General features: G+C 73.0%; 11 protein-coding genes. 4 read left to right on the plus strand and 7 right to left on the minus strand.

What is annotated here, in order from left to right:
- The first annotated feature begins 227 nt into the window (after positions 1-227).
- From ACFVUY_RS19720 to ACFVUY_RS19730, 3 genes are all read left to right on the plus strand, one after another.
- Positions 228-620: a cell division protein SepF gene (locus ACFVUY_RS19720; protein WP_387687085.1), complete on the plus strand. Its 393-nt coding sequence runs from the start codon at positions 228-230 to the stop codon at positions 618-620.
- 145 nt (positions 621-765) lie between these two features.
- Entirely contained in the window at positions 766-1,401 is a 636-nt protein-coding gene (locus tag ACFVUY_RS19725; protein WP_387731430.1) for a TetR/AcrR family transcriptional regulator, read from the plus strand.
- Entirely contained in the window at positions 1,398-2,969 is a 1,572-nt protein-coding gene (locus tag ACFVUY_RS19730; RefSeq protein ID WP_387687081.1) for an MFS transporter, read from the plus strand. The genes ACFVUY_RS19725 and ACFVUY_RS19730 overlap by 4 nt, the downstream gene beginning before the upstream one ends.
- A gap of 67 nt (positions 2,970-3,036) precedes the next feature.
- Here the strand turns inward: ACFVUY_RS19730 and ACFVUY_RS19735 are convergent, their stop codons facing one another.
- From ACFVUY_RS19735 to ACFVUY_RS19765, 7 genes are all read right to left on the minus strand, one after another.
- Complete coding sequence (locus tag ACFVUY_RS19735) at positions 3,037-5,514, minus strand: SpoIIE family protein phosphatase (protein ID WP_387731433.1); 2,478 nt, start codon at positions 5,512-5,514, stop codon at positions 3,037-3,039.
- Positions 5,515-5,660: 146 nt separating this feature from the next.
- Positions 5,661-6,281 carry a TetR/AcrR family transcriptional regulator gene (locus tag ACFVUY_RS19740; protein ID WP_387731436.1) on the minus strand — a complete coding sequence of 207 codons (621 nt, stop codon included), beginning with the start codon at positions 6,279-6,281 and terminating at the stop codon, positions 5,661-5,663.
- Between the two features lie 113 nt (positions 6,282-6,394).
- Positions 6,395-7,993 carry a 4-coumarate--CoA ligase family protein gene (locus ACFVUY_RS19745; protein WP_387731439.1) on the minus strand — a complete coding sequence of 533 codons (1,599 nt, stop codon included), beginning with the start codon at positions 7,991-7,993 and terminating at the stop codon, positions 6,395-6,397.
- 345 nt (positions 7,994-8,338) lie between these two features.
- A complete protein-coding gene (locus tag ACFVUY_RS19750) occupies positions 8,339-9,511 on the minus strand; it encodes an acyl-CoA dehydrogenase family protein (RefSeq protein WP_387687074.1) in 1,173 nt (390 codons plus the stop codon).
- Positions 9,512-9,523: 12 nt separating this feature from the next.
- Positions 9,524-11,524 carry an acetyl/propionyl/methylcrotonyl-CoA carboxylase subunit alpha gene (locus tag ACFVUY_RS19755; RefSeq protein ID WP_387731440.1) on the minus strand — a complete coding sequence of 667 codons (2,001 nt, stop codon included), beginning with the start codon at positions 11,522-11,524 and terminating at the stop codon, positions 9,524-9,526.
- Positions 11,525-11,539: 15 nt separating this feature from the next.
- Positions 11,540-13,138: an acyl-CoA carboxylase subunit beta gene (locus ACFVUY_RS19760; RefSeq protein WP_387731442.1), complete on the minus strand. Its 1,599-nt coding sequence runs from the start codon at positions 13,136-13,138 to the stop codon at positions 11,540-11,542.
- On the minus strand, positions 13,135-14,811 hold the full coding sequence (locus ACFVUY_RS19765) for an acyclic terpene utilization AtuA family protein (RefSeq protein ID WP_387731645.1): 1,677 nt from the start codon (positions 14,809-14,811) through the stop codon (positions 13,135-13,137). The genes ACFVUY_RS19760 and ACFVUY_RS19765 overlap by 4 nt, the downstream gene beginning before the upstream one ends.
- Positions 14,812-15,150: 339 nt before the next feature.
- Here ACFVUY_RS19765 and ACFVUY_RS19770 point away from each other — a divergent pair, with 339 nt between their 5' ends.
- Positions 15,151-17,172 carry a hypothetical protein gene (locus ACFVUY_RS19770; RefSeq protein WP_387731446.1) on the plus strand — a complete coding sequence of 674 codons (2,022 nt, stop codon included), beginning with the start codon at positions 15,151-15,153 and terminating at the stop codon, positions 17,170-17,172.
- The last annotated feature ends 478 nt before the right edge of the window (positions 17,173-17,650 follow it).

Below are 17,650 nucleotides of genomic sequence, written 5' to 3' on the forward strand. Positions count from 1 at the left end.
CGCGACCGATAAGGTCAACGCGCGCAACCGTACGGTGCCGCGCCGCGTCACTGGAAGTGCCCGGGTCCGCCCGGGTTTCCGGCGCGGCACGACTCGTACGGGGGTTGCGAGCGGGCACGGGACCGGTGAACAGTGCGATACTCGGACAGTTCCGACGAGTGGATGACGTGTCAAGAACGGCACGCGACCCCGGGGGACCAGGACGGGACGAGGCAGGGAGGCGCGGCATGGGAGCACTTCGCGACGAGCACCACAACGGGTGGCTGATGCCCTCGGGGAACTACCCGGCCGCGGTGTACGACGACGAGTGGGTGGATCAGGAGACGGTTCCGGCCGCCCCCGCGCCCACGAAGATCGTCTCCCTGCGGCCGACGGGCTTCGAGGCGGCCCGGACGGTCGGTGAGCACATCCGGGCGAGCATCCCGGTGGTCATGGACCTCACCGAGATGAACGAGGCCGAGGCCAAGCGCATGGTCGACTTCGCCTCCGGGCTGATCTTCGGCACCAGGGGCGGCATCGAGCGGATCGCCCGGAGGGTCTTCCTGCTCACCCCGGCCGACGTCGAGGTCATGGTGATCGACCGCCCGCTGGACGAGACCGGCTTCTACAACCAGAGCTGAGGCCGCACGGCGGCACCCCGGACCGGGGACGGTACACCCACCGTCCCCGGTTTTTTGCTGCCCGGTCACCGAGACCCGACGCCTCACCTGAGAGCTCGAACAAAAGAATGAGACATCCACGTCTCACGTGAACTAGACTCGCTGCATGGCCACCGATCGCGACACCGTCCTGGAAGCCGCCGTCGGCGTCCTCTCCCGCCGCCCGACCGCCCACCTGGACGAGATCGCGCGCGCCGCCGGCATCAGCCGTGCCACGCTGCACCGGGTCTTCCCCGGGCGCGACGCTCTGATCCGCGAGATCGGCCTGCTCGGGCTGCGCCGCTTCGCCTCCGCGCTGGACACCGCCGACGTCGAGCGGGGCGACGCCGAGGCCGCGCTGCGCCGCCTGGTGGACTCCTCCGTCCCGGACGCCATGCTCTGCGCCTTCCTGGCCGGCGAGAACCAGCTCTACGAGCACGAGGACATCAACGACCTCTGGGAGGTCCAGATCGCCCGGCTGCACGCGCTCTTCCTGCGCGGCCAGCAGCAGGGCGTGTTCCGCATCGAACTGAGCGCCGCCTGGCTGAGCGAGGCCTTCTTCGACCTGGTGGCCGGCGTCGGCTGGTCCATCCAGGACGGCCGGCTCGCCCCGCGCGACGCCGCCTTCTCGCTCGCCGAGCTGTTCCTCGGCGGCGCGCTGCGCAGACCCGACACCCGCACCCCCGCCGGCGCCACCGCCGGCAGCACCACCACCCCTGTCCACAGCACTTCCGACCACAGGCCGGACACCGATAAACCATGAACACCCTGACCGCCCGCCAGCGCTGGACCGGCCTCGCCGTCCTCGTCCTGGCCGTGACCGTGGTCGCCCTGGACGCGACCGTCCTCTCCCTCGCCATCCCGTCGATCAGCGAGACGCTGCGCCCCAGCGGCACCCAGCTGCTCTGGATCGGCGACTCCTACTCCTTCGTGCTGGCCGGCCTGCTGGTCAGCATGGGCGCCCTGAGCGACCGGATCGGCCGCAAGAAGCTGCTGCTGGCCGGGTCCGCGGCCTTCGGCGCCGCCTCGCTGCTGGCCGCCTACGCGCCGAGCGCCGGCTGGCTGATCCTGGCCCGCGCGCTGCTCGGCGTGGCCGGGGCCACGATCATGCCGTCCACGCTCTCGCTGATCCGCAGTCTCTTCCCGGACGACCGGGAGCGGGCCACCGCGATCGGCATCTGGGGCGCGGCCGCCACCGCCGGCGCCGCCCTCGGGCCGGTGGTCGGCGGGGTGCTGCTGGAGCACTTCTGGTGGGGTTCGGTGTTCCTGCTGAACATCCCGGTGCTGATCCTGCTGCTGGTGTCCGGCGCCTGGCTGCTGCCGGAGTCCAAGGACCCGAAGCCGGGCCGCTGGGACGTGCTGAGCGTGCTGCTGTCGATGGCCGGTGTGATCGGCACGGTGTACGCGATCAAGGAGGCCGCCGCGCACGGCGTGGACCGCTGGGACGTGCCGGTCACCTTCGTCCTCGGCGCCACCGCGCTGTTCCTCTTCGTCCGCCGCCAGCTGCGGCTGGAGACCCCGCTGCTCGACGTCCGGCTGTTCCGCGACCGGCGGTTCACGGCGGCCGTCTCGGCCTCGCTGATCTCCCTGGTCGGGCTCTCCGGCGTGATCTTCGTGGTCTCGCAGTACCTCCAGCTGGTCCGCGGCTACCAGCCGCTCCAGGCGGGCCTGGCCGAGCTGCCGGCCTTCGCGGGTTCGGTGGCCGGCGGTCTGCTCACCGCCGCGATCGCCCGGCGCTTCGGCGCCCGCAAGGCGCTGACGGCCTGCCTGCTGGCGATGGGACTGGGCGTGGGCGCGCTCGGCTGGCTGTCGCAGGACACCACCTACCTGCTGCTGGCCGCCTCCTTCCTGCTGGTCGGGACGGCCGAGGGCGTGGTCTACACGCTCGGCGCCGACCTGGTGCTGACCGCCGCGCCCGCCGACAAGGCCGGGGCCGCCTCGGCGGTCTCGGAGACGGCGTACGAGCTGGGCACCGCGCTCGGCATCGCCCTGGTGGGCTCGGTGGTCGGCTCGATCTACGCGAGCGGGCTGGCGGTCCCGGCCGGGACGGACCCGGCGGCCGCCGCCCGGGCCGGCGAATCGCTGGGCTCGGCCGTCGAGACGGCGCAGGGCCTGTCGCCGGAACTCGCCCGGCCGCTGCTGGCGAGCGCCCGGGAATCCTTCGTCAACGGCATGAACAGCGCCGGGCTGCTGGCCGCCGCGCTGCTGGTCGGCGCGGCCGTGATGGCCTGGCGGCTGCTGCGCGGGCTGTCCGAGCCGAAGCCCGGGGCGGCGACCGGTTCGCAGGACGCGGTCGACGCACCGGCCGAGCAGCCGAAGGTCACCGCGTAGCAGTGCCCGGGAACGGCCGTTTCCCCCGGGGGAACGGCCGTTCCCGTCTGCCGGAGCGGGCGTTCCCTCAGGAGGCCCCGAAGGGCAGCTCCAGCTCCGCCCAGACCACCTTGCCGTCCCGGGTCAGCCGGCTGCCCCAGCGCTGGGCCAGCTCGCTGACCAGGAACATCCCGCGTCCGCCCTCGTCCTGCTCGGCGAACGGGCGCAGCTGGGGGGTCTGGCCGCCGGCGTCGGAGACCTCCAGGGTGAGCACCCGGTCGCGGAACAGCCGCAGCCGGCGCGGGGCGTCGGCGTGCAGCAGGGCGTTCGTGACCAGCTCGCTGACCAGCAGCTCGGCGTAGTCGGTGAGCGCCGACAGACCCCAGGCCTCCAGGGTGGCGCGGGTGAAGCGGCGGGCCTTGCCGGGTACCCGTCCCCCGCCGGACAGCGGCAGGGTGGCGATCCGGTCGGCGGGCAGCGGCAGCACCCGGGCCATGATCATCGCGATGTCGTCCTCGGTGCCGTCGGTGACCAGCGCCGCGAGGACGGCGTCGCAGTTCTCCTCCAGGGTCCGGCCGGGGCCGGACAGGGTGCGGGCGAGCAGGTCGATGCCGGCGTCCAGGTCCTGGCCGCGCCGCTCGACCAGGCCGTCGGTGTAGAGCGCGACCATGCCGCCCTCGGGAATGTCGAACTCGATCGACTCGAAGGCCACCCCGCCGACGCCCAGCGGCACCCCGGGCGGCACGTCCACCCGGGCGGCGGTGCCGTCGGGGCCCACCCGGACCGGCGGCAGGTGCCCGGCCGCGGCGATCTGGACGGTGCGCTCCAGCGGGTCGTACACCGCGCAGATACACGTGGCGAACTGGCCCTCGCCGATCCCCGTGGCGGTCTCGTCCAGCCGGGTGAGGACCTGCTCGGGCGGCATGTCGAGGGTGGCGAGGGTCCGGGCGACGGTGCGCAGCTGGCCCATCGTGGCGGCGGCCCGGATGCCGTGGCCCATCACGTCGCCGACCACCAGGGCGACCCGTCCGCAGGACAGCGGCACCACGTCGAACCAGTCGCCGCCGACCTCGCTGACCACGCTGCTGGGCAGGTAGCGGTAGGCGATCTCCAGGCCGAGGGTGCGGTGCACCTCCTGCGGCAGCAGGCTGCGCTGGAGGGTGAGCGCGGTCTCCCGCTCGCGGCGGTAGAGCCGGGCGTTGTCGAGCGCCAGCGCGGTACGGGCGACCAGTTCCTCGGCGAGGGCGACGTCGGCGGCGGTGAACGGCTCGGGGTTGCGCATCCGGATGAACTCGGAGCCGCCGAGCACCATGCCCCGGGCGGTGATCGGCACCATCAGGTACGAGTGGATGCCCGCCGCTATGCCGGGGGCCACCCGGTCCTCGCTGGCCACCAGGCCGCGCAGCGCCTCCTCGTCCACGTGCGAGCGCAGCAGCGGCTTCCCGCTGCGCAGGCACTGGACGTAGCTGCGGTCCGGGGAGTACTCGGAGGTCTCGCCGACCACGTCCACGGCGTGCGCGAGGCCGCTCTCGTAGGACTCCCCGACGGCGACGGCGCGCAGCGTGATGTTCCGGTCGGAGGGGATCACGGTGGGCTCGGAGCCGCGCAGCACCGGCTCCAGCAGGTCGACGGTGGCGAAGTCGGCGAACCGGGGGACGACCGCCTCGATCAGCTCCTCGGCGGTGCGCTGGAGGTCGAGGGTGGTGCCGATCCGGGCGGTCGCCTCGGCGATGGTGGCGAGCCGTTCCTGGGCGCGGGCGGCGCGGGCCTCGGCCTGGAAGCGCTCGGTGACGTCGATGATCGAGGAGCAGACCCCGAAGATCCGGCCGGTGGAGTCCTCCAGCCGGAAGTAGGAGGCGGACCAGGCGTGGTCCCGCTTGGGGTCGCCGGGGACCCTTCCGTGCGAGCGGGCGTCCACCACGGGTTTGCCGGTCCTCAGCACCTGACGCATGATCTGCTCGATCTCGGCGCTGTTGATGCCGGGCAGCACGGCGGATATCCGGCGGCCGAGGTGGGCGGCGACCGGCACCCCGTTCATCCGGGCCAGCGCCTCGTTGATCCGGATGTAGCGCAGTTCGGTGTCGTAGACGGCCATGCCGATCGGCGAGCGGTCGAAGACGCCGTCCAGCACCGCGAGGTCGGCCTCGACGGCGTGCAGGGCGCGGGTGTCGGAGGCGGTGGCGAGCAGCAGCAGGGTGCCGCCGGGGACGGCGATCGGGTAGGTGCGGAACTCCAGGTCGACCTTGTGGCCGTCGCGGTGGCGCACCGGGAAGACGCCGGACCAACCGCTGCCGCCCATGATCCGCTGGAAGAGGCCGAGCACCTCGGAGCGGTCGGACTCGTCGGTGAGCAGTTGGGCGGCGTAGCTGCCGACGGCCTCCTCGGAGGAGTAGCCGAGCAGGGCCTCGGCGTCCTCGCTCCAGTGCAGGATCAGTCCGTCGTCCTGGAGCAGCACCGTGGCGAGCGGGACGAGCCGATGGCCTTCGGGGTACGTGCCGTCGGAACGTCCGGGATTGCCGCCCGGTGCCGGGGCGGCGTCGGTCGCGTCCCACTCGTGTCCGTGCATGATCAGGCAGCACCCCGGTTCGGCTCGTGCCCGGCCGGGGGCCTCGCGGTCCGTGTCGGCCGGGATTCTTCTCCAGACTGCACGGACATCGGCCGCCCGGCGACCCCTTGGTCAGGGGGCGTCCGGCCGCTCCGGCTGTACGGGCGTCATGGGCGTACCGGCCGCAGCGTACTCTCCAGAACGCCCGCCCACTGCCGGATCACTCCGGAACGTCGGTGGCTGTCGTCGGTGAGCAGGTTGGCGAGGCCCAGTCCGCGGGCGAGGTCCAGTGTGGCCTGCACGGATTCGCGCACGCCGGGGCGGCTCTCGTCGGCGTCCAGGAACTCCACGGCGGCCCGGTGGGCCTCCCGGCCGACGCGGCCCTCCAGGGCGATGATCCGCTCACGCAGCACCTCCTCGGTGGCGGCGGCGGTCCACAGGTGCAGGGCGGCGCGGAACAGCGGGCCGGTGTAGAGGCGCACGATCATGTCGACCACGGCCCCGGTGCGGTCCGGCCCGGCGGCCGGCAGTTCGTCCGCGTGGGCGCGGACGGCTGCCAGCCGCTCGGCGGTGACGTGCTCGACGGCCGCGGTGAAGAGGTCCTCGCGGGTCGGGAAGTGGTGCTGGGCCGCGCCCCGGGAGACCCCGGCCCGCTCGGCGACGACGGTGACGGTCGAGCCGTGCCAGCCGAGTTCGGCCAGGCATTCCACGGCCGCCGCGAGCAGCCGGGCCCGGGTGGCTCGGCTGCGGTCCTGCTGCGGGGCGCGGGCGGCGGAGTGGCTGGTCATGGCGGCGGGCGGTTCCTGTTCCGATCGGGGCGCGGCGGGTCCCGGTCGGGGCGCGGCAGGAAGATCCTCACAGACGGGCGCCGGTCTTCGGCCGCCGGGGCGGCCCGGTCCGGTCAGTGGACGCCGGCGCGACCGGCCTCGCGGGCGCGCAGTTCGCGGCGGAGGATCTTGCCGGCCGCGGACTTGGGGACGGCGTCCACGAACTCCACCGCGCGGACCTTCTTGTACGGGGCGACCTGCCCGGCGACGTACCCGGTGACCTCCTCCTCGGTCAGGGCGCTGCCCGGGGCGCGGACCACGAAGGCCTTGGGGCACTCGGTGCCCTCGGCGTCCGGGACCCCGATCACGGCGGCGTCGGTGATCTGCGGGTGGCCGAGCAGGACGGCCTCCAGCTCGGCGGGGGCGACCTGGTAGCCCTTGTACTTGATCAGTTCCTTGACCCGGTCGACGATGTGCAGGTAGCCGCGCTCGTCCACGAAGCCGACGTCGCCGGTGTGCAGCCAGCCCTCGGCGTCGACCACCGCGGCGGTCTCGGAGGGCCGTCCGAGGTACCCCTTCATCACCTGCGGGCCGCGGATCAGCAGCTCGCCGCGCTCGTCGGGCCCGAGGTCGCCGTCGGAGCCGTCCAGGGCGGCGATCCGCAGCTCGGTGGAGGGGACCATCCGGCCGACCGAGCCGGGCGAGGGGTCGCCCTCGCGCGGGGAGACGACGTGGGTGACCGGGGAGAGCTCGGTCATGCCGTAGCCCTGGAGCAGGTGCGGCAGGCCCAGGCGCCGGGCGCAGGCGTCGGCGAGTTCGTGGTCCAGCGGGGCGGCGGCGCACAGCAGGTACTCGACGGAGGAGAGGTCGTACTGGTCCACGATCGGGTGCCGGGCCAGTGCGAGGGCGATCGGCGGGGCGACCACCAGGGCCTGCACCCGGTGGTCCTGGACGGTGCGGCAGAACTGCTCCAGGTCGAAGCGGGGCAGCACGACCACGGTGGCGCCGCAGCGCAGCGGCTGGTTGAGCAGCGCGGCCAGCCCGTAGATGTGGAAGAAGGGCAGGACGGCGAGCACCCGTTCGCCCTCGGCGGGGCGGTAGAGGGCGTCGCACTGGGCGAGGTTGGTGGCGATCGAGCGGTGGGTGAGCATCACGCCCTTGGGCAGGCCGGTGGTGCCGCTGGAGTACGGCAGCACGGCGATGTCCTCGCCCGGGTCGATGGCGACCTCGGGGGCGGGGCCGGTGGCGGCCAGCAGGTCGGCGAGCGAGCGGTGGCCCTCGGCGCCGTCCAGGACGACGGTCCCGGCCAGCGGGTGGCCCTGTTCGGCGAGGAGTTCGGCGGCCGCACGGGCGGTCGACAGGAAGGCGGAGACGGTGACCAGCCAGCGGGCGCCGCTGTCGCGCAGCTGGCCGGCCAGGTCGGCGGGCTTGGCGAAGGAGGAGACCGTGGTGACGGTGGCGCCGGCCCTGGTCGCGCCGTAGAAGGCCATCGGGTAGGCGGTCGAGTTGGGGCTGAAGAGGGCGACGACGTCACCGCGGCGCACGCCTGTCTCGGCCAGCCCGGCGGCCACCCGCTCGACGGCGGCGGCGAGTTGGGCGTAGCTGGTGCTCTCGCCGGTGACGCCGTCGATCAGGGCCGGGCGGTCGCCGTACCTGTGCGCGGCGCCGAGTACCGCCTCGTGGATCGGCTGGTCGACCGCGGAGACGTCGGGGAACTCGCTGCGGAACACCAAGGTGAGCCTCCAGTAAGGAAGTTGACGTAGCAACAAAACCGGCGAGCAGTTCCGTGCGGGGCGCGTTCAGGAGCATACGGACAGTCGGGGGTCCGGCTCGGCCATTGCGGGGAACCCGTGACGGTCCGTGCGTGGCGCGGTTGCTCCCGGGGGGCGCCCGACGGGACGGTGTGCACCACGGGCTCGAATGGACCGTCCGGGTGAGCACCGCCGCCCGCCGCGCCGCTCACCCGGGATCCGGCTCCCCGCGCTCGCGCCCGACGCCCCGGCGACCGCCCTCGGGCCGACCGCCGCGCACCGGGAACACCACCGGCGCGTTCGCACACCTGGGCGAGATCTCGTGCATCAGTACGACTTCGGCAGCCCGAGGGTGTGCTGGGCCACGTAGTTGAGCACCATCTCCCGGCTGACCGGGGCGACCCGGCCGACCCGGGTGGCGGCCAGCAGCGCGCCCAGCCCGTACTCCTGGGTCAGGCCGTTGCCGCCGAGGGTCTGCACCGCCTGGTCGACGGTACGGGCGGCGGCCTCGCCGGCCGCGTACTTGGCCATGTTGGCGGCCTCCCCGGCGGCGAGGTCCTCCCCCGCGTCGTAGAGCAGCCCGGCCTTCTGGGTCATCAGCCGGGCCAGCTCGATCTCCACCGCGCACTGGGCGAGCGGATGGGCCAGGCCCTGGTGGGCGCCGATCGGGGTGGACCAGACCGTACGGGTCTTCGCGTACTCGACCGCCTTGCCGAGGGCCTGGCGGGCGAGGCCGAGCGAGAAGGCCGCGGTGAGGACGCGCTCGGGGTTGAGGCCGGCGAACAGCTGGAGCAGGCCCGCGTTCTCGTCGCCGACCAGGGCGTCGGCGGGCAGCCGGACGTCGTCCAGGAAGACCTGAAACTGCTTCTCCGGGGCGACGAGCTCCATCGGGATCGCCCGGAACTCGAAGCCGGGGGTCTCGCGCGGGACGACGAACAGGCAGGGCTTCAGCTTGCCCGTACTGGCGTCCTCGGTGCGGGCCACGAACAGCACCGCGTCACAGTGGTCGATGCCGGAGACGAACACCTTGCGGCCGGTCAGCAGCCAGTCCTCGCCGTCCCGGCGGGCCACCGTGGAGATCCGGTGGGAGTTCGATCCGGCGTCCGGTTCGGTGATGCCGAAGGCCATCCGGCGGCTGCCGTCGGCCAGGCCCGGCAGCCAGCGGCGCTTCTGCTCCTCGGTGCCGTAGCGGGCTATCACGGTGCCGCAGATCGCCGGCGAGACGATGAGCAGCAGCAGCGGACAGCCGGCGGTGCCGAGCTCCTCCAGGACGATGGCGAGGTCGGTGATGCCGCCGCCCCCACCGCCGTACTCGACGGGCAGGTTGACGCCGAGGTATCCGGCCTTGCCGGCGTCCGCCCACAGCTCGTCGGCGGGTTCGCCGGCCCGGGCCTTGGCGAGGTAGTAGGCGGAGCCGTAGCGGCGGCCGAGGTCGCCGACGGCCCGGCGCAGGGCCTGGCGTTCGGGGGTCTCCAGGAGCTGACTGCCGATGGTGGACATGCGGGTCCTTCCTCAGGCTTCGATGGGCTGGACGACGGCCAGCAGGGTGCCGGTTTCGACCTGCCGGCCGGGGGTGGCGCGCAGTTCGACGAGGGTGCCGTCGGACGGGGCGGCGACGCGGTGCTCCATCTTCATCGCCTCCAGCACCAGCAGCGGCTGGCCGGCGGCGACGGTGTCCCCGACGGCGGCGACGACCCGGACGACGGTGCCGGGCATCGGGGCGAGCAGCGCGCCGGGCTCGGTGCGGACGGTGGGGTCGGGGAAGCGCGGCAGGGCGGTGAGCACGGTGCCGCCGGCCGGGGTGTCGACGTGCACCCGGTCGCCGTAGCGGGCGACCCGGTAGGTGCGTCGCAGCCCGTCCTCGGACAGCACCACCCGGTCCGGCGCGGCCTCGACGAGCTCGACGCCCGGGTGGTCCTCGGCCAGCAGACCTGCGCGGGTCAGCCGGTAGCGGACGGCCGACTCGGTGCCGTCCTCGGCCCGGAAGCGCTTGAGCTGCGGCTGCGAGGGCAGGTTGCGCCAGCCGGAGGGCAGGGCGCCGCGGCGGCCCGCGGCGTCGGCGAGGGCGGCGGCCAGCGCGGCGCGGTCGGCGCCCTTGCTGTCCGGGGCGGTGAGTTCGGCCGCGTGCTCGGCCAGGAAACCGGTGTGCAGCTCCGCGGCCAGGAAGGCCGGGTGGCGCAGGGCGCGCACCAGCAGGTCCCGGTTGGTGGCCGGGCCGTGGATGCGGGCACGGGCGAGCGCGTCGGCGAGCCGGCGGGCGGCGGCCGCGCGGGTGGGCGCCCAGGCGATCACCTTGGCGAGCATCGCGTCGTAGTGCGGGGTGATCTCGCTGCCGGCCTCCACTCCGGAGTCCAGCCGCAGTCCGGTGCCCGTGCCCGTTCCGGTGCCTGCGCCCGCACCTGGTCCTGCTCCTGCCCCTGCTCCTGCTCCTGCTCCTGCTCCTGCTCCGGTGAACTCCTGGTACGGGAGCGTGAGTTCGAGCCGGTGCAGGGTCCCGGTGGCGGGCTGCCAGTCCTTGGCCGGGTCCTCGGCGTAGAGCCGGGCCTCGATCGCGTGGCCGCCGGGGGCCGGGGGCTCGGGCGCCAGCGCCTCTCCCTCGGCGACGGCGAGCTGCAGCGCCACCAGGTCCAGCCCGGTGACGGCCTCGGTGACCGGGTGTTCGACCTGCAGGCGGGTGTTCATCTCCAGGAAGTAGAACCGGCCGTCCCCGGTGAGCAGGAACTCCGCGGTGCCGGCGCCCGTGTAGCCGATCGCCCCGGCCGCGTCGCGGGCCGCCGCGTGCAGGCCGGCGCGCACCTCCGCGGGCAGGCCGGGGGCCGGGGCCTCCTCGATCACCTTCTGGTGCCGCCGCTGCAGCGAGCAGTCGCGGTCGCCGACCGCCCAGACGGTGCCGTGGGCGTCGGCCAGCAGCTGGACCTCGACGTGCCGTCCGGCGGGCAGGTAGCGCTCGCAGAACACCTCGTCCGAGCCGAAGGCCTTGGCCGCCTCGGCGCGGGCGGCCGCCAGTTCGCCGGGGAGGTCCGCCAGGCTCCGGACGACCCGCATGCCGCGCCCGCCGCCGCCCGCCGCGGCCTTGACCAGCAGGGGCAGGTCGGCCTCGGTGGGCTCGGTCAGCGCGCCGAGCACCGGCACCCCGGCCGCGGCCATCAGCTCCTTGGCGGCGGTCTTGGAGCCCATCGCGGCGATCGCGGCCGGCGGCGGGCCGATCCAGAGCAGTCCCGCGTCCAGCACGGCCCGCGCGAAGTCCGCGCTCTCGGACAGGAATCCGTAGCCGGGGTGGACGGCGTCGGCCCCGGCGGCGAGCGCGGCCCGGACGATCAGGTCGGCCCGCAGGTAGGTGTCGGCGGGCGCGGCGCCGGGCAGCCGGACGGCCGCGTCGGCCTCGCGCACGTGCGGGGCGCCGGCGTCCGGGTCGGAGTGGACGGCGGTGGTCGCGATGCCGAGCTCCCGGCAGGTGCGGAAGACCCGGCGGGCGATCTCACCCCGGTTGGCGACCAGCAGATTGGTGATCATCGTCTCGGGGGTCCTTTACAGTCGGAAGACGCCATAGCCGCGCGCGCCCTCGACCGGCGCGTTGTGGATCGCGGACAGGCACAGGCCGAGCACCGTCCGGGTGTCGCGCGGGTCGATCACGCCGTCGTCGTAGAGCCGGCCGGAGAGGAACACCGGCAGCGACTCGGCCTCGATCTGCTGCTCGACCATCGCCCGGATCGCCGCGTCCGCGTCCTCGTCGTAGGGCTGTCCCTTCGCCGCGGCGGACTGCCGGGCGACGATCGACAGCACGCCGGCGAGCTGCTGCGGGCCCATCACCGCGGACTTGGCGCTCGGCCAGGCGAACAGGAACCGCGGCTCGAAGGCCCGCCCGCACATGCCGTAGTGGCCGGCCCCGTACGAGGCGCCCATCAGGACCGACAGGTGCGGGACCTTCGAGTTGGCGACCGCGTTGATCATCATCGCGCCGTGCTTGATGATGCCGCCCTGCTCGTAGTCCCTGCCGACCATGTAGCCGGTGGTGTTGTGCAGGAAGAGCAGCGGGGTGTCCCGCTGATTGGCCAGCTGGATGAACTGGGCGGCCTTCTGGGACTCCTGGCTGAACAGCACGCCCTGGGCGTTGGCCAGGACGCCGACCGGGTAGCCGTGGAGGCGGGCCCAGCCGGTGGCCAGGCTGGTGCCGTAGAGCGGCTTGAACTCGTCGAAGTCGGAGCCGTCGACGATCCGGGCGATCACCTCGCGCGGGTCGAAGGGCACCTTGAGGTCGCCGGGGACGATCCCGAGCAGCTCCTCCTCGTCGTACGCGGGCGGTTCGGCCAGCCGGTCCGGGCCGGGGCCGGGCTTGCGGTGGTCGAGTCGGGCGACGATCCGGCGGGCGATCCGCAGCGCGTCCGCCTCGTCCACCGCGAAGTGGTCGGCCAGGCCGGAGACGCGGGCGTGCATCTCGGCGCCGCCCAGCGACTCGTCGTCGGCCTCCTCGCCGGTGGCCATCCTCACCAGCGGCGGGCCGCCGAGGAACACCTTGGCGCGCTCCTTGACCAGCACGGTGTGGTCGGACATGCCCGGCACGTAGGCGCCGCCGGCCGTCGAGTTGCCGAACACCACGGCCACGGTGGGGATTCCGGCGGCGGACAGCCGGGTGAGGTCGCGGAAGAGGGCGCCGCCGGGGATGAAGATCTCCTTCTGGCTGGGCAGGTCGGCGCCGCCCGACTCGACCAGGTTGACCAGCGGGAGGCGGTTGTTCAGCGCGATCTCGTTGGCCCGCAGGGCCTTTCGCAGGGTCCAGGGGTTGCTGGCGCCGCCGCGCACCGTCGGGTCGTTGGCGGTGATCACGCACTCCACGCCCTCGATCGTGCCGATCCCGGTGACCAGGGCCGCGCCCACCGGGTAGTCGCTGCCCCACGCGGCCAGCGGGGACAGCTCCAGGAACGGGGAGTCCGGGTCGACCAGCAGCTCGATCCGCTCGCGGACCGGCAGCTTGCCGCGCTTGCGGTGGCGCTCCACGTACCTGGGGCCGCCGCCCGCCAGCGCCTTGGCGTGCTCGGCGTCGAGTTCGGCGAGCTTGGCGACCATCGCGGCGCGGTGCTCGGCGTGATCGGGCCCGGCCGGGTCGATACGGGTGGTCAGGACGGTCACAGCAGGGCCTCCGGGCTGTCCAGGAGCAGGATCGGGATGTCGAGGTGGCGCGAGCGCAGCCACTCCCCGAGGGCCTTGGCCTGCGGGTCGAAGCGGTGCCGGGCGGCGACGCCCTCGCCGAGCAGACTGGTGAGGGTGAAGTTGACCGCGCGCAGGTTCGGCAGAACGTGCCGGGTGACGCTCAACCCGGCGGTCTCTGGCAGGAGTTCGCGCAGCCGCTCGACGGTGAGGGCGTGCGCCAGCCAGCGCCAGCCGTCCGCGGAGCGGGCCCAGACACCGAGGTTGGCGTCCCCGCCCTTGTCGCCGCTGCGGGCGCCGGCCACCAGGCCGAGCGGGGCCCGCCGGGTGGGGCCGGCCGGCAGCGGTTCGGGCAGCTCGGCCTCCACCGGGCGGGTCTGGTGGGGCTGTTGGGCCCCGGTGGTGACGGGCGCCGGCGGTACGGCGATCCGGCGGCCGTCCGGCAGCACGGCGGTGTGCTCGACGGCCTTCGCATCGACGTGCGCGGCACTGAACACGCCGTAGGGCGCGCCCGGTCCGGGCGGGGCGGTGAGGTGGAAGCCCGGGTACCCGGCGAGACCCAACTCGACGGCCGCCTTGCCGAGTTCGCGTCCGACCTTGGCCGGGTCCGGGTCGCGGGCGGCCAGCCGCAGCAGGGCGGAGGCGCCCTCTTCGGTCGGGGCGTCCGGGTGGTCGGTGCGGGCCAGGGTCCAGCGCAGTTCGGCGGGCCGGGCGCCGGGCGGCAGGGCGTCGGCGAACTGCCGCCGCACCAGGTCGGCCTTGGCCTCGATGTCCAGGCCGGTGAGGACGAACACCACCTCGTTGAGGTGGCCGCCGAGCCGGTTGAGGCCCGCCTTCAGGGTGGGCGGCGGGGCCTCGCCGCGCACGCCGTCGATCCGGACCCGGTCCGGGCCCTCCCCGGTGAGCCGCACGCTGTCCAGCCGGGCCGTGACGTCCGGGCCGAGGTAGCGCGGTCCGCCGGTCTCGTACAGGAGTTGGGCGGTGACGGTGCCGGTGGTGACGGCGCCGCCGGTGCCCGGGTGCTTGGTGATCACGCTGGAGCCGTCGGCGCGCAGTTCGGCGAGCGGGAAGCCGGGCCGGGTGACGTCGTGCTCGCGGAAGAAGGCGTAGTTGCCGCCGGTCGCCTGGGCCCCGCACTCCAGGACGTGCCCGGCCACCACGGCGCCGGCCAGGGCGTCCAGGTCCTCCGGGGTCCAGCCGAAGTGGGCGATCCCGGGGCCGGCGACCAGTGCCGCATCCGTCACCCGGCCGGTCACCACCACGTCGGCGCCGGCGGCCAGGCAGGCGGCGATGCCGAACCCGCCGAGGTAGGCGTTGGCGGCCAGCAGACCGTCCGGCAGGCCGAGTTCGGCCCGGCGCGGAAGCAGGTCGTCGCCCTCGACATGGCCGACGGCCGTCTCGACCCCGAGCCGCCCCGCCAGCGCCCGCAGCTCCTCGGCGAGCCGGGCCGGGTTGAGGCCGCCCGCGTTGACCACGATCTTCACGCCGCGCTCGCGGGCCAGGCCGAGGCACTCCTCCATCTGGCGCAGGAAGGTCCGGGCGTAGCCGAGCGACGGGTCCTTCAGCCGGTCCCGGGCGAGGATCAGCATCGTCAGCTCGGCCAGGTAGTCCCCGGTGAGCACGTCCAGCGGCCCGCCGGTGAGCATCTCCCGCATCGCGGCGAAGCGGTCCCCGTAGAACCCCGAGGCGTTGCCGATCCGCAGTACCGTGCCGTCGCGCACCAAGGCGCCTCCCCTGCCGGTGAGTTGGGCGCGCCCTCGGTCGGGCGCCACCGGGCAGCAGCGTGGCACCGTCGACAGAAAAAAGCAATCATGCTTGCTTGTTTTCTGGGAATGTGCTCGCCACGACGGGGCACACCTGCTGTGACTGGAAGCCGTAGTTGGCGATTGGAAGCCATAGTTGGCGAGTCTGCGATCCGACTACGGACAGTAGTCGCAATTCCTGACGCGCTGGCACCCAGCCACGCCATTCGTGCGTTCGGCTAGGGTGTCGGCATGTCGATGGTGGGGGTTGAGGCAGACCTCGTCAGATCCTTCGCTGAGGCAGGACTGAGCGAAGGCCAACAGCGTCTGGTGCGAGCGTTCTTGCGTGCGATCCAGCCCAACGGATTTTTGAGCCAGCACGCCTCGTCAGCGAACTGTGCCGCGGTGGCGGTGGCCAAGGCCCACGCAGTGCTCTACTCGCGAGGGAACCCACGGAGGGGGATGGGCCCGCAGCCATCTCCGAAGCTCACACTCAAGATGTTGATGGCTGCTCAGGACACCGTTGGCACGGTCCTGAAGCTCAGCCCGTCGGACGCCAGCCTGCAGGCGGCAAGTGACCTACTCGCCAGCGCCACGGCACTCGGCGAACCCGGGCTGACCTCGCAGCAGCCGTGCAGAGACCACGCGGCCAAGCTTGACCTCCTGCAGCCCACCATTCGGGACGCGATCAGGGACTTGTTCCGGCGAGTGTGGGACAAGGGCTCCGCCCCGGATGTCCTGGACCGGATTGCCCTGGAGACGGCAGGGCTGTCCCTGTGGCGGGGACGTGACTACGACAGCCTGATGATCGACCTGTCGGCGGTGTTGCGGAAACCTCCCGTCACAGGCGTGGACGCCCTGTCAGCGCTCCTGCCCGACCCGCAGAACTTCCGCGCCGCATTGGTGGTGGAAGGCACCTACGAACTGGCCCAGCTGGCGGAACTGACAAGTTCCGCCGAGGAGGTCCGACAGTTCCGTCTGGGGGCATCGCCGAGCGGCTGGGGTCTGGGGACCGAGCGGCTTCGCGAGTTCGCCGACACGGCGGCACGGTCCCGCTCTGGTGCGGGCGTGCTGCTGACGGTCCGGGCATCGGCGCCGGACCGGGGCGTCGCCGCAGGCCAAGCCCGACGCGGCATCACGGAACTCCTAGACCAGTACGTCGCGGGTCAGCGGTTGGCCGACCTTCGACTGGCTCCGGAGACGTTCGTGTACTCAGAGACGACGAACCGATCTGAGATGCGTTCCGCCTGGGGAGCCGACCACCATGTGGTGCGCCCTCTCACAGGGCACTGGCCCGGGGCCATCCGGGAGTCCCTGCGCACGGCACACATCGCCCGCTCGACGAGCTCTCCCGTCACTAGCACTGGCTTGTGCTGGGCCGCAATCGAAGCCTTGGGGGTCAAGCACTCGCCCACCGCGCCGGGAAGTCACGCTGACCTGGCCCGCGCTCTGAGTCTGCAGGCGCTGCGACAACAGGTGGTCGCCGTTCACCAGCTACTGCGGACCTGCGCGGCAGGTGCGGTCACTGCCTCCCGGCGTAGCCATTCCGATGCTTCTCGCAGGCTCGCAGCTCTGCAAAGAAGGGCCCGCCAGGCCGACGCCAAGGCGGTTGCGCTGCCTACGGCAGTACTGGACCACATGGACGACGCCCGCCAGGAGCTGTTGCTGCGTCAACGAGACGTGGAGGCCGCCCGGACCACTTACCAGGAGCCTCTGGACGCGCTCGACGCCTGGGCTGTAGTGGACGGCCGAGGATGGCTGGCGGACCTGAACCGCTGGGTCGACGTTCTCGCCTCCGCACCAACCACCTCGGAACAGCTAGCAAAGGCTCGTCTGGCCACACAAGCCCTGTGCACAGGACTTGGCAGCGCGGTGGCGCCCGAGGTCAACAGGTGGAAGGGCCTGTTGTCAGACCCCGGCGCGTGCGCGCGATGGCTTCAGCAGACCGCAGCGAGGTTCGAGTGGATGCTCGACTGGCTGTACGTCACCCGCAATCTCGCCTTGCATAACGGCGTGTTCGAGACGGCAGCAGATGCGCTGGACGTGCACGGGGCTCGCGCGCTCGTCGACATGACCCTCGAGTTTCTGGGCAACTGGTACCAGGCGGCAGTAGCCGAGAACTCGGACCGGGTGGATTGGTCGGCCCCCGAGATCATCAGGGACCTTAGCGTTCGGCAAGGCGACATAATCACGGAGCTGAAGGCGGCGTCGGCCATGCAATTGAACGCCGCTCACCTGACGAGTCCCACATCCAACGGGTGGGACCGCTCGTAGGAAGTGGACGAGGTTGGGGGTGTCCTACCAGTTAGACGAGTCAGTGCATGGCACTTCCAGGGTCTTGAACCCTGACCTCCCCCTCGTGAGCCGCCGCGATTGCGAATCGCCACACCCAACGTGCGCGGCCCGCAACTAGTCTACCCACAGGATCCCGGGGCAGCCGAGGGGAATCGCCCGTGAGGGTTGGCCCTCGCGGCTGCTGGCACGGTAGGCGCGCCCCTGCATCAGGCTGACGATCCGTGTGATCGTGGCGGCGATCGGCGCGCCGCGCCGCCCAGCGTGCCTGCCACGCGAGCGCCCGGCCCGGGCCAAGGCGGGCTGCGGAGCATTCGCATGCCACTGGCCGACCGCCGCATACGAGCGCGCCGGCAACTACCGCCAAGCGGCAACCGGCAGCACCGTCACGAACGGGTGACGCACACCGCGCCGCCGACACAGATCGGGTAGCGCCCGCAGCCACTCCCCCAGCGAGAGG

The sequence above is a fragment of the Kitasatospora sp. NPDC058063 genome, assembly GCF_042885395.1.
Lineage (GTDB): Bacteria > Actinomycetota > Actinomycetes > Streptomycetales > Streptomycetaceae > Kitasatospora > Kitasatospora lactacystinica.

Coding starts and splice junctions, on each gene's coding strand:
- ACFVUY_RS19720 (WP_387687085.1), top strand. CDS start 228: ATGGGAGCACTTCGCGACGAGCACCACAACGGGTGGCTGATGCCCTCG.
- ACFVUY_RS19725 (WP_387731430.1), top strand. CDS start 766: ATGGCCACCGATCGCGACACCGTCCTGGAAGCCGCCGTCGGCGTCCTC.
- ACFVUY_RS19730 (WP_387687081.1), top strand. CDS start 1,398: ATGAACACCCTGACCGCCCGCCAGCGCTGGACCGGCCTCGCCGTCCTC.
- ACFVUY_RS19735 (WP_387731433.1), bottom strand. CDS start 5,514: ATGCACGGACACGAGTGGGACGCGACCGACGCCGCCCCGGCACCGGGC.
- ACFVUY_RS19740 (WP_387731436.1), bottom strand. CDS start 6,281: ATGACCAGCCACTCCGCCGCCCGCGCCCCGCAGCAGGACCGCAGCCGA.
- ACFVUY_RS19750 (WP_387687074.1), bottom strand. CDS start 9,511: ATGTCCACCATCGGCAGTCAGCTCCTGGAGACCCCCGAACGCCAGGCC.
- ACFVUY_RS19755 (WP_387731440.1), bottom strand. CDS start 11,524: ATGATCACCAATCTGCTGGTCGCCAACCGGGGTGAGATCGCCCGCCGG.
- ACFVUY_RS19765 (WP_387731645.1), bottom strand. CDS start 14,811: ATGCGGGAGATGCTCACCGGCGGGCCGCTGGACGTGCTCACCGGGGAC.
- ACFVUY_RS19770 (WP_387731446.1), top strand. CDS start 15,151: ATGTCGATGGTGGGGGTTGAGGCAGACCTCGTCAGATCCTTCGCTGAG.